11 protein-coding genes are annotated in these 12,107 nt (G+C 48.9%); 5 read left to right on the forward strand and 6 right to left on the reverse strand.

Features of this window, described 5'->3' with window-relative positions; genetic code table 11:
• Window positions 1-51: 51 nt before the first annotated feature.
• The 4 genes from ACN0RL_RS05615 to ACN0RL_RS05630 all read right to left on the reverse strand — a co-directional run bounded on the left by ACN0RL_RS05615 (window position 52) and on the right by ACN0RL_RS05630 (window position 4,215).
• Complete coding sequence (locus ACN0RL_RS05615) at window positions 52-1,086, reverse strand: radical SAM/SPASM domain-containing protein (RefSeq protein WP_417514553.1); 1,035 nt, start codon at window positions 1,084-1,086, stop codon at window positions 52-54.
• Window positions 1,083-2,378: a glycosyltransferase gene (locus tag ACN0RL_RS05620; RefSeq protein ID WP_417514555.1), complete on the reverse strand. Its 1,296-nt coding sequence runs from the start codon at window positions 2,376-2,378 to the stop codon at window positions 1,083-1,085. Before ACN0RL_RS05620 ends, ACN0RL_RS05615 begins: the two co-directional genes overlap by 4 nt.
• Window positions 2,375-3,277, reverse strand: a complete 903-nt coding sequence (locus ACN0RL_RS05625) for an NAD-dependent epimerase/dehydratase family protein (RefSeq protein WP_417514557.1) — start codon at window positions 3,275-3,277, stop codon at window positions 2,375-2,377. The genes ACN0RL_RS05620 and ACN0RL_RS05625 overlap by 4 nt, the downstream gene beginning before the upstream one ends.
• 332 nt (window positions 3,278-3,609) lie before the next feature.
• Entirely contained in the window at window positions 3,610-4,215 is a 606-nt protein-coding gene (locus ACN0RL_RS05630; RefSeq protein WP_417514559.1) for a hypothetical protein, read from the reverse strand.
• A gap of 280 nt (window positions 4,216-4,495) precedes the next feature.
• Here ACN0RL_RS05630 and ACN0RL_RS05635 point away from each other — a divergent pair, with 280 nt between their 5' ends.
• The 4 genes from ACN0RL_RS05635 to ACN0RL_RS05650 are packed head-to-tail and all read left to right on the forward strand — an operon-like array spanning window position 4,496 to window position 9,587.
• Window positions 4,496-5,104 (forward strand): TnsA endonuclease N-terminal domain-containing protein, encoded by a 609-nt coding sequence (locus ACN0RL_RS05635; protein WP_417514561.1) that lies wholly within the window; start codon window positions 4,496-4,498, stop codon window positions 5,102-5,104.
• Between the two features lie 43 nt (window positions 5,105-5,147).
• Window positions 5,148-7,106 (forward strand): hypothetical protein, encoded by a 1,959-nt coding sequence (locus ACN0RL_RS05640; protein ID WP_417514563.1) that lies wholly within the window; start codon window positions 5,148-5,150, stop codon window positions 7,104-7,106.
• Window positions 7,099-8,070, forward strand: coding sequence for a TniB family NTP-binding protein (locus ACN0RL_RS05645; protein WP_417514565.1), 972 nt, complete (start codon window positions 7,099-7,101; stop codon window positions 8,068-8,070). The genes ACN0RL_RS05640 and ACN0RL_RS05645 overlap by 8 nt, the downstream gene beginning before the upstream one ends.
• Window positions 8,070-9,587, forward strand: a complete 1,518-nt coding sequence (locus ACN0RL_RS05650) for a TniQ family protein (protein WP_417514567.1) — start codon at window positions 8,070-8,072, stop codon at window positions 9,585-9,587. The genes ACN0RL_RS05645 and ACN0RL_RS05650 overlap by 1 nt, the downstream gene beginning before the upstream one ends.
• A gap of 406 nt (window positions 9,588-9,993) precedes the next feature.
• On the opposite strand, the gene ACN0RL_RS05655 is transcribed toward ACN0RL_RS05650, so the two are convergent.
• The gene (locus tag ACN0RL_RS05655) at window positions 9,994-10,179 is read right to left on the reverse strand and encodes a hypothetical protein (protein ID WP_417514569.1); all 186 of its coding nucleotides are present in this window, start codon (window positions 10,177-10,179) and stop codon (window positions 9,994-9,996) included.
• 431 nt (window positions 10,180-10,610) lie between these two features.
• Between ACN0RL_RS05655 and ACN0RL_RS05660 the strand changes: the two genes are divergently transcribed.
• Window positions 10,611-11,006, forward strand: coding sequence for a group I intron-associated PD-(D/E)XK endonuclease (locus tag ACN0RL_RS05660; RefSeq protein ID WP_417514571.1), 396 nt, complete (start codon window positions 10,611-10,613; stop codon window positions 11,004-11,006).
• 257 nt (window positions 11,007-11,263) lie between these two features.
• On the opposite strand, the gene ACN0RL_RS05665 is transcribed toward ACN0RL_RS05660, so the two are convergent.
• Window positions 11,264-11,527 (reverse strand): recombinase family protein, encoded by a 264-nt coding sequence (locus ACN0RL_RS05665; protein ID WP_417514573.1) that lies wholly within the window; start codon window positions 11,525-11,527, stop codon window positions 11,264-11,266.
• Between the last annotated feature and the right edge of the window lie 580 nt (window positions 11,528-12,107).

Here is a 12,107-nt window from a genome sequence, read left to right on the forward strand (position 1 = left end):
CAACATGGTGTGTCCCACAGGGGCTAACTTTGGGATAGTCCGCTGAGGCGCTCACGATGGGCGTCTCATGTTGCAGCTCTTGCACAAATCCAGGCTACGGTAGTTCCTGACAAGGTGCACGTAATGATCGCCGTTGATCACTTCTTCAACTGACGTATCCACCAGGTTCCCAAAATCACCAAGAGACTTGCGCTGTTGGTCCGGGGCGCAGCAGACATTAAAACGCCCAGTCGGATCGACCCAGATCTCCTTGTTCAAAAATGGGCACTCTCCATCCGGCGCTATGTCATCAAGATTCGCCAGATCGAGTTTGAAAAAGTTGTCCAATCGGGGTGCGTGGCCACCTAATGTTTCCTGCTCTGCGACAAATGCCTGGCACTCGTCTACGACCCGGTTCCATTGAGTGGCGTAAACGATATCATTCCGCAGGCTTTGGGCTTCCAATTCAGGAAAGTGAGCCCAGAGCTGATGACCTTTGACACGGTCAAAGCCCATGGAGGCTGCCAAACGAACCATATCTGGAATTTCATGCAGATTCTGGCGCATGAAGGTGAGCTGCATTGTCACGGAGCAGTAGTTGCTATTGGCCAGTTCATCCCTGACGGCAATGAATCGCTCGGCTTTTTCAATGTGTTCTTCCAGGTCTGCGCCAAGCATGATGTCTCGGTGGGTTTCTGAGGTCGCTCCGTTCCAGCTGATTTTCACATCACTGCCGACGGGCACGATGCGCCTCGCCCAATGCTCAACACTCTGATGTTTTTGGGGCCCTGGAAAGGTTCCGTTTGTCGTCAGATTGAGTTTCAGGCCCAGCTCATTGCACAGCTCCAGGAACAACTCGAAATGTGGGTATAGCAGCGGCTCTCCCATCGTCGAGGGAATAATCTCGCAGAAACCAAGTCCGGCTACTTCCCTGACCACTTTTTCCAACAGTCCCTTATCCATAATGGGACGCAACCTGCCTTGGGCACTACGCGTTGTCCGGTCGTCACCGTACGGAGAATGGTCTTCGCACATGACGCATTTAAGGTTGCAAAAATCCGGATTGGTATCGAGCGTCGCTCGCCAAAATGCTGGTTCTAAACTCAATTCATAACTCGCTTGTATTGCTGTTCCAAGTCAATGACGTGCTTTTGTATGCAGGGAATATCTCCATCATCGCTGAATAAATAGCCCCGCTCCCCAAGGCTCCGGGCCCACGCAGGGTTCTTTACGAGACGCTGCATCTGGTGGGATAGATCTGCAACCTCTCGATGCTTATAGAGAAGTCCATTAACCTCGTGGTGGACATATTCGCCCATGCCACCGGCGTCAGCCGTGATCACCGGAACCCTGGCTTGCTGAGCCTCATGGATCACCAGCGGCGAGTTCTCAACCCAGATAGACGGTGTAACGATTGCGTCGGTTCTATCGAAGACATCTTTCGTAATTTGCTGATTCTTGTATTCCGGCATCCAATGAATCCGGGCCTGCTTTTCAGCAGGGAGCGTGTCGGCAATTGCCCTCAATGCCCTACTATCCTGGCCTCTGTCTCGTCCCCAAATTCGCAGCTGGCAGTCTCCTTCCACCCCGCCGAACGCTTGAATCAACTGATGGATGCCTTTCGCCGGTATATGCGTGCCGATGTAGCCAAATGTGAAAGGCTCATCTGCCGTCCGCTGGCGATCAACCATTCTGCCTCGATCGAAACCGTAGTCGAGATATATGCTCTTTGATTTTGGCAGCCCAAAATCTTCTTCATATCTCGTTTTTAGGTATCGGGACGGAGAAATGAAGAGATCCACCTGATCGACGACATCACGGACATGCGCCATGCGTCGCCCAACCCAATTCTCCCAATAGGCAATGTCCCGCTCGAACTCATCCTCTGCCCCCGAAAAATATCGTGCGTAACATTGCGTCGCACATTTTCTGTTCTCCTGACCATCACAAGCAGCCCAAAGATTGTCGTCTTCCGAATGCATTTGCATAAACTGGCCGCGAGGACACATCAACCAATAATCATGCAGGGTATAGACGACCGGAACGTCGCGGCGCTTCGCTTCAAACACCAGCGACGTTGATAAGTGGTTCAAATGCCCGATGTGGACGACATCCGGCTGAAGCTCATCAAGCAGTTCAGTGAAACGTTGGTCAATTACCGACAGTCTGTATCGATCACGGTGGCGTGGATTGTTCACCAGATGGATCTTAATAGCCGGTCTATCCTGGTCTAAGTCCTGCCGGATCGCCCCGTCAGGCTTGAAGGAATCTTCCTCTCTGGTAAAGACATGAACCTCGTGACCTCGATCAGCAAGCGCATGGCAAATCGTCTGTGAGTAAACTTCAGAGCCCGCGTTGTAGAGCATCGGATAGCCATGGATTACTTTGAGAATCTTCATACAGTCTCAATCAATGAAGTGTTGGTTTTGAATGCTCTTACCAAGGCGCAGATTCCTTCAGTCGGGGTGATTGTGGCCTCCCAACCCAGCAATCTTTTAGCGCGCTCAGGGTTGCCTATGAAACGAGCCACATCATAAGTACGCGATGGTCCGGCATAAATGGTCGAATCTGAACTGGCAGCATCAACCGCTATTTTGGCTGCTTCCAACAAAGTCGTCCCCATTCCTGGTAGCAAATGGATCGGAGGCAAATAGCGCTCATTAGCTTCGAGCACCGCTACAATCCGGGCAATTCCCCTAACTGTGTCGTCGACATGAGTGAAATCGAAAAGGTGGTTAAAGCCGTCCACCCTTAGTGGTCGGCCCTCGGCAGCATTTCGACAAAAAGCAGGTAAAACGCGGTCTTCGTGATCCTCAATGCAACCGTACACATTAGCTAGGCGCACGATGGCTGTGTTCAAGCCTGTATCCCGAGCTTCAAAAGCGTATTGCTCCATTTTAGCTTTGGCTCGTCCATAGATATTGACAGGGCAAACAGGAGCTTCCTCAGACACTGGAAGCAATTCGGGCTCCCCGTAGACCTCTCGACTACTGGCAAATAGCACCCAGGGCTTCCTTGTGAGCTTCGAGGCCTGCTCAAGAATCGCAAGACTAGCTACGGCATTTGTTTCCCAGCAAAGAGACGGATTCTGCTCGCCCCATACAACTCTGGACACTGCGGCAAGGTGAACCACCCCAATAACGTCTGAGATAGCGGGACAAATATCCTCTGACCGAGTGATGTCGCCACTGTTGTCCGATATATCCAGCCCAATAACCTCGTAACCCAAATTTATAAGTAATGGAACGAGATGTCGCCCGATAAGACCACGGTGACCAGTCACTAGAATTTTTTTCATTGATGTACAGCCTTACCTTGCAGTTGCGCAGGATCAGGAATCTCGGAATGAAGAACTATCAAATTGACGTGCAATTATTCCGTGGCGTTTGGAAAATCGAAGTTTCACCGTGATGGAATGCGGATAAAGCTGAGACTGTTTTTTGCTTCATTGACGATATCTTGCTGTCCTTGAGCCTTCCAACAGAACACTGGATTAAGTCGCGTCCCGCCTACTGAAAAAAACTAATGGAGTAATGTACTGAATTACATAGATTTCGTCTATTGTGAATAGGCCGAGCAGCACTCCGACATGCGGCCATTTCGCTCAAATGGATTTTGCTTTTTTCATTCTCATAGAAGCTTGCTGTTGATGTCGGCCTTTTCCAGAGCCCGTTTCATTTTTACCCGGTATTTGTCGGGTGTTCCGCCATATTCATTCGCGAGGTCGACGTAACTCCAGCCGGAAAGTGACTGTTTTATAAGGGTAATATCCTCATAATTCAAACCTCTGCTGGAGAGTAGTGCATCAACCCGCTCAGCATCGAGCTGCGCTAGATTCATTTCCAGTTCCATGTGCTGATCCCAGAAATCTGAGCTGTCGGGTCGGTCAGAACCAAACACATGACGAGCCCTGCTGCCCAGTTTTCCCTTCTCGTTTTCATGAGACCACCGCGTCAAACGTGTGTTGCAGTATGACTCAACAGCGGTATAGAGGTATTTCGATACTGGGTGTTTGAGTATCTCCTCATCAGGTACAGCTTCTTCGAGTTGAAGACCGGAAGTTTTGTTTTCACGCGCTTGAAACAGTGCTCGAATTGAATCTCCAAGCGCATCTTCCGCAACTTGCCGGACCTCAGATCCCAGGATATGCCCCAGTTTCTTTCTGGTAATCCGAAGTGCCATGGCTTTAACCCTGGGGTCTATCGCCACCCTTCCAATTTCGATATCAGTGAGCATTTCGAACCTCCCCTTTGTCGAACTTCAAGTCTCATTTAGAGAGCTAAAAACCCCAAATTACAAAATGTTACAAAATAGTCTTAAAGCAGATTTGAGAAAAATATCTGTTTTTTTAACAGATCCTTGTTCGGTTTTCCTCAACTAATTAGTTATTTACGAATAAGCGCCCCAACGTAAGATTTAATTTAATGGAAATTAAATAAGAAAAACAACGTGTTACCGAGTTGACGGGGATTTTTTTGCGGTATTGAATTACCCCCACTGATCAAGGAATAGCCAGATGGAAAACCGAAAATTAGCAAAACAGTCACCCTACAGAAATTCTTACATGAGCCGGGCTGTCAAAACGAATTGTGCGCTGGCCTTTGAGAGTGCACTGGAGCGGGATTATTTTCATCTGCTCGAATTCGATGAACGGGTCAGCTTTTTTGAGGCGCAGCACGAGACTACTCATTATCAGCTCGGTGAAAAAGACGCGAGGTATACACCTGATTTCTTTGTTGTTCAGGATGGCGTTGCTTTCGTGGATGAGGTCAAACCTTTCTATAAGACACTCGATCCTGAATTTCAGAGAACAGTTCGCCGATTCACAAAGTTGTTCTTAGACAAGGGATTTCACTACCGGGTTATTACAGAGAAAGAGATCTATTCCGGTGAAAGACACCACAATCTTCGGTTTTTACATCCCAAGCTTGGGGATGCACCTCCACATCAGGAATTTGAGCAGCTCTGCCAGACTCTGACTGAACGGCAATTTGTTGTTTCTGAACTTCAGGAAATTCTGCCACAGCATGGGCTTTCGCCTTGCCTGGTCAGTCGGGCTGTCGCTCATCGATTAATGCAAGCTGATCTGACGAATCATTGGCCTTCAATCGTTGCGCATTGGTAACGAATTTAATCACCAAATCAATTTAACTGTCAGGAGCAAACCTTTGATCAATCCATCGATTCACCAGCCAGGCACACGAGTCTCATTTCATGGCTTAAGTGGAACATTGACTCCATTGGCCCAAAACATGATTGCGATTGTAATGGATCGAGATCCGGCGACGCCTGTCTGCATTTCGGTTGAGGAAGCTGAGAGGCGACTCCACAAAGAGTTGCTTTTTCTGACAACAAAGTCTCAAAACAATCTCATCGACATGGAGCTGAGCAGCAGGCAGCTTCTCTATCTTCAAAAGGTTAACGCGTATTTAGATCAGCTTTGGAAAGTCGTTCCAAAAGGTAAAACGGGCGGCGTTGCAAAGCGAGCAGCCGTGATCAAGTTTGTCAGTCAGTTGATCGGAGACAGCAACCCGCCTGACCCATCTACGCTCGCACGATGGGTGGCGACAGCCAATTCTCATAGCCAAGGCGTGCTTGCGACATTGCCATCCAATAATCGCGTTGGTGGCTCGAAATTTGGAGAAGATGTGAAGGACCTTTTTATTGCGGTCGTCAAGGAGCACTTCCTTAATTTACGTCGGCCACCAAGAACGAAAGCCTATGCGGTTTTCGTTGAGAGACTAGAGCAAGAACTTAAGCGATCGGAAACATCTGAGATCCCGAACTATGGCACTTTTTGCAACTGGATCAAGAAACTTGATCCGTCAGAGGTTGCTGAAAAAAGGGTCGGGAAGCTTGCAGCAAAGTCACTGAGCCGCAACGCCTCTAAAAAGATCGTTTTGAACCGCATTCTTGAGCGGGTGGAAGTCGATGCTTTGAGAACTGGAGTTGCCGTTACTGATGAACAGAAACGATATCTTGGAAACGTAATTCTCTTTCTGGTGATTGATTGCTTTTCGAGGGCGATCCTCGGCTTTCAGCTTCAGATCGGAGGAGGTGAATTGGCGGCATCCGTCATTGACTCGTACAAGCACTCGTTAATGCCAAAGCATTCAGAAGAAGTGGACCCTTCAATCAAAAACCCCTGGCCAATGTATGGTGTTCCTGAGCAGATTGTAAGTGATGGTGGCCCTGGTTATGCAGCTCTAAAAACGCAATCGTTTCTGCTTCATGCTGGTATCGCTTCGACGATGGTCCAGACATATAGCGGCGAAAAGAAACCGTTCATTGAGAGTTTCAATAAAACGATTAGACTCCAATGCCTAACAGATATCCCAGGCTACACTCCGAAAAACCCGAAAGACCAGCCATTGGATGCAACGATCGGCCAACAGGCTGTCATTACTCTCGATACGCTGAAACGCAAAATCACGAAGTGGATCGTGGACGATTATCATCAGGAGCCACATGACGGCCTCCTGGGTAGAACGCCATCTCAGGTATGGACAGAAAACGCAAAGCTTTTCCCACCCGCCGTGCCAGCAGGCCTGTTCTCACAGCTAAGCATGACCCATGGCGAAACCAAAACACCGAAAATCATGGGTCCGGATGGACACCTTGGCATCGTCGTCGAAAACGTTGAATACAACGATCACGGCAAAAGGTTGAAGTCCATTCATAATCAGCTCAAACAGCTTGGAGAAGAGCCACGCGTGACCTGTGAATACACGCCTAATGATATTCATACAGCGACTGTTAGAGACCCCATTACTGAGGAGCGTTTTCAGGTCTTTGCGAAAGATCCCCGGATTCTGCCAGGCATGACTTCGGCGGAATGGAACGCTATTCGTCTGGAAAATAAACCAAAACGACAGGTTAGACGATCGAGCCTGGCCAACGATCAAGAACTAGCGAAGGCACATAAGCAAAACAAAAAACAGATTGCCGCCTCGAGCAAAAGGAAACAAGCCACGGCAAATCTCTCCGAGATCACTGAAGGCATGCGTGAGCTAGGCAATCTGAGACCGGAACAACCGACGGATATCGCTGCGAGTGAAAGCTTCGGTACTGCTTTTGACCGCCTGTTTAATGATGATTCTGACGAAGAGGGCTTCGATTGTGTCTAAGTCAATGAATACGGCCGAATTGGCTAATCTTTATGAGTCAATTGACGACGTTGGGCAGAAAGAGGTCACAAAACGAATTCAGGATGCGGCGATCCTGCATCCGGAGTTTAAAAAGGCTATGAGAGCGATCCGCTACGCGCACTCTATGCACGGCTCGAAAGAAGCTGGAATGATCCTGACGGGATTAACAGGCACAGGTAAGTCAACGGCCGTCCAGACCTATATCGACGCTTATTTGGCAAGCCGCCCCGACCTCGAAACCGATGAGCTTACGAAGCTTCCGATTTTGAAGGTCAAGCTTACAGGTCGCCCTACCTATAAGGGACTGCATAAGCAGATTCTCCTGGCGGCGGATCACGTTAAGGTATCCGGTGACAGCACCGATCTCTACGAGTGCATTAAAACAATGGTTACAGAACAAGGTGTGGAAATGCTCATTATTGATGAGTTCCAGCACCTCTTGAGTGAGCAAGCCCGTATCTCAACGAGAGATGTTCTGAACCTAATCAAAAATCTTATGGATGATTGCAGATTCACGTGTTTGCTCGCAGGTCTACCAGAAGGATTAGAAGCTTTTGTAAAGCATGATGAGCTTCGCCAGCGCTTTGCAATGAACCGGTTTCAACTCAATCCTTTTTCCATTAAGGATCAGGCCTCTATTCAGGAGTTCAAAAAGTATCTGGAGGTTTACGACAAAAAGCTCAAGGAAGAAGGCATTCGGAGTATTTCTCTAGCATCAAAGTTCATGCTTCCTCGAATCTACCTGGCAACACTTGGCCTACCTCGGGCCATCATTGGGCTTATTTCGAGCACATTGGATCTCAACGACATTGGAGTGCCTCTTACAAAGCATCATTATGCGAAAGGCTACTCGCGTATTTTTCTTGACAATGATCTCACCTCAACATTCAACCCTTTCCTGTCTCAGGACGTCGCCGTTTTCAAAAGATTAGAGGAGCAATAATGCGATTCGGTGTCAGGCCCTTCCCTGAAGGCATGGAAAGTCTTGCCGGTTATTTAGTTCGTCTTGGAAGACGCAATGGACTCGCGTCGTTGCAAGAAGTCGTTGGGCTATGTGACTCCCGCTTGAGTGCAAAAGCTAGGCCGGATAAATGGGGTGCCGGACATTGCAATAGGATTTGTGAGGGCTTGGCGCTTAGGTTGGGGCGGGACAGTAAGCAGATTATTGACCATTTCCAATATGAACTTGTGCTGGCACAATCTGTCGATCCGCTTCGAATGATCAAGAATTTGAAAACAGGCATGCCGCGCATTTGCACGTGCTGTACATCTAAAAACGGGTTTATGGATTGGCGATGGGGCCTTGGACACCTAGCCCACTGTCAGGAGCATGGTACGCCTCTCGTCGATTGTTGCCCGAGTTGTGGCAACGAATTGTCGTGGAAGCCAGAGCTGCTGGAACGCTGCCCTTCCTGCAAAATCACATGGAGTGAGGCTGCTCAAAAGAAACAACCCATTTCAAACCTGGAAATGACGCTATGGTCTGAGGCAGTTGATGGCCACCTGGGAGATGCCGAACTTCTCCGTGAGATTTCTTCATCGATGGTTCTGATGGCTCGCCCATTTGATTCAGCGCTAGACCCAATCAACGGAGTACCGCTGACCCCGAACCTCTGGCAGCTCACCGCCTCAGCGTATACCTTTCTCGCAGCTAAGAAGTACCAAAAGACGTTAATGAAGGAGAGGTCCAAACGAAAGGCCTTGCCTGGCATCGCTAACGACCTGTCACAAAGGCTGTCTTTGATCCCCCCGATGAAAAGCGCCAACAAAAGGCTCCCCGTTTGCCCAGAAACTGCACTTGAAATGCACGCTGAGAGCGGGCGGATGGAATTTGTCACCGCTAAAAGAAAGGCTATCAACGGAAACGGCTCAGACGCGGCGCTGGAAAACCACATTACCGCCTCTTCCCTATCTTCTGCGCTGGGTATTTCCATGAGGGAGTTGCGATGGAGCATTGAGGCTCAATGCATGACGGCCCTCAATGACACTCAAGTCATCAGACAGAAGGTTTTTGACATCCGGGATCTGGCAACCTTGCCGACGATCCAAGATGAAAAGCTCGAACACCAACCTACGACTATTGTGGAAATGAGTGATTTGAGGCTAGACCGGCACCTGACAGGCTTTGGGCGCTTGCTTGCAAAGGTCTGGGGCCGTGAGCTTTGCGGCTACTTGTTCTGGGACAATAACCTTCCAAAGATTGTAGTCGACGAGACACATTTCTTAGGGTGGTTAAGTGAAGAACTTGAGGTGCACTGCACTCAAAACGTCGAATGCTATCTAGCGATGGCGGCTTTGCACTGTGGCAAAAGTAAACTGATGTCCCTTGTCGCAGCCGGAGAACTCGAGTGCATTGACTGGGAAAGCGGAGGGCGAGATCAAATCACCGGGCGATCATTTTTTTGCTACGTGCGAAAGCTGTACGCACTGGAGCCACCAGTCATCCCTGGGAATACCTGAAAACATTGGTTACTTAGAGAAGAGCGCAAAAGATGCGAATATTTGGCTGCCAGGGCGATTGAGCGGGCCAGAACTAGCGCAGAGGTAGGTTATTACGATCTCTTAGGCGACCAAAACTCCCTATGCACACCGGCACCAAAGCGGCAGTCGCTCCGGCGGGGAAAGCGTAAGCTTCTGATACTAAATAACCTTCGGTCCAACCATCTCTTGCTCTCCCCGTGATTCGTTTTATACGCTGACTCGTGGAACCTTACTTGCTATGAGCTACAGTACCACTGCCTTTAACCAATGTTCAAAAGAAGATCCTAGTGCGACCACACCATTACCCCAACCAGAAAGGAGCTGCCACCCGACGGCAAGGTAATACGGGTTGTATGGCGCTTCTCTACTTTCATACAGTTCACGATCACTCAGAGAAGTTGCCAATATCGGCTGGGTCAAGTTTCTCCATTTTCCGGAAGCCCTCCTTCCCAATCGCTTTGAGTCTTTCAGGGGCAACCCGAAACTTACCTCTAAGTGGAGTTTTTTTAGAAGCCACATTACGATTATCGTTTGGGATTTCCCGAACCAAATTTCTTTCTTTCATTGCCATCACCAACTCTGCCATATCCCCGAGTATAGCTTAAAAATTAACCTACTAGTCCAATTGGCAGAGCAAAAGTCGCATCGTAGTCTTGGGTTGAAGCGCGCTTGGCGAAAGTCAATTTGTTGGACGGACACTCAAGGCCAGTTGTAGCAATGCAATGATCGCCTTGATCACAAATATTCTGTGCGACACATGGATTGACGCTACTGCCTATCGCTGATAGATTCCAAACTCAACTTGATCACGGCCTTTAGGGTCTGATAGTGGCATTCACGAAAGATATCCCGTCCGGGGTTCTTCGAGGCTGGCAGCCTTTGTCGCTAGATGTCAGTGATAGCTGCATGGTGATTGTAAATTGGGGATCAACCTTCAGGGTGGTCCGGTTCGTATTCGGGGAGCCATAGCCCGACATACGGCATCAATTTATAGGTGCCACCATGCCCATCAAAAACGCACAGCGTACTGCTCCCGCTTACCGACACTACAAGCAAATTTCATACGAAAACCTAGCCGCTAGCTGGTTTACGGCTGATGGCTGGGAAGTGTTTATGCCAGTTACAGACCATGACCGGAAAACCGATCTTGTTGTGGCAGACGACAACCACTACTACCGCATACAAGTGAAGTCACTGGAAAGTGGTGATGATAGCGTGTTCGTTGAGAATAAGTGGCGAGAGGCCAACATCGACTATGTTATCTACTTCTCGCGCACCTCCGATTGGGGCTATATCACTCCCGCCTTTTCAGAAGGTAGGCGCAAACTCAACTCTGCGGGCCATGTGCGCTTCCATCAACATCAGAAGCCCTTTGCGAAAGCGTTCGATAAAGCATGAGCTTTACCCGTTTGCTGTAAACAACTGTCAGGTCAGTCTGATCGGCGCTGCGTGTCCAGCGCCTGATCTTTGTTGTTCAGTTTCTTGACTGTCGGCCATCGACCAGGTCTTTAGGGTACAGCAACCTGATATAGCCTCTATCACTCCGAATTTTCCAGGTTATAACGGTTAGAAATTCTGGGCTTCCGCCCCCACCTAAGGGCGCGATAGTAGGTTCGAGTCCTGTCGGGGGACACCAAATATTCTTTGAACACCCCTTAATGCCAACGGCTTGCCTGATATTCAACAAGCTCACTGTGATACAAAACGGTATCCAAATTGGTATTCAGCACCTCAAAGCTAGCTCCCAGCTTATCCAGTTCCTCAGCGATCTTGAGCAAGTCTGAGGTGGATCGTGCCAGCCGGTAGAGCTTACAGACAACCAAGGTATCCCCCGGTCCTAGTACATGCTGCAAAGGGCCTTTGTAGCTCCGCCCGTGCAGATGTCTTACCGGACGCCTTCTCTGACTTGATCCTGTCACAACCGGCTTACCCCAACTGCGCTAACTGGGCCTCCAGGCTCTGGCCTGTGGTGCTTACTCTGCATACCCGCATCTCATTGGGCTGTCTCCACGCGTGGTTTGTTTACAAGATAGCTGTCCACACCGGTAAAGACACTCTAAGGTCACCTTATGACCCCTCCAGCCTGCCCACGTAGACCGTGGCCTGCATGAACAAACAGGAAGCTGAAAACAAACAACAAAATTACATTACGAGATAATTATGAGTAAGCATGACCCGAAAACCCAAAACCACAACATATAGTGTCTGTGCATTTTTCATGCAAGTCAGTAATTTTAAAAACAAATACGATATACAACTGATTTCCCATTGATTTTCTTTGCCAGAAACCACTTATCAATAGTTCCGCTTAAATTCACAAGTCACTATATCCTGATAGACTAACCACACATAAAGAAAAACCCCGAAAGCATAAGCCTACGGGGTTTCCAAGGGCTGCGAAGGCGTCTTCCGTCAAAAAGTACCTTCGCTTAAATTCACCAAGCCAAATGAGGCTCGATGTGAGTGGATGATAGTACAAAACTTGGCAGAGCGCAGCCA

Source organism: Marinobacter sp. (assembly GCF_048259445.1).
GTDB lineage: Bacteria > Pseudomonadota > Gammaproteobacteria > Pseudomonadales > Oleiphilaceae > Marinobacter.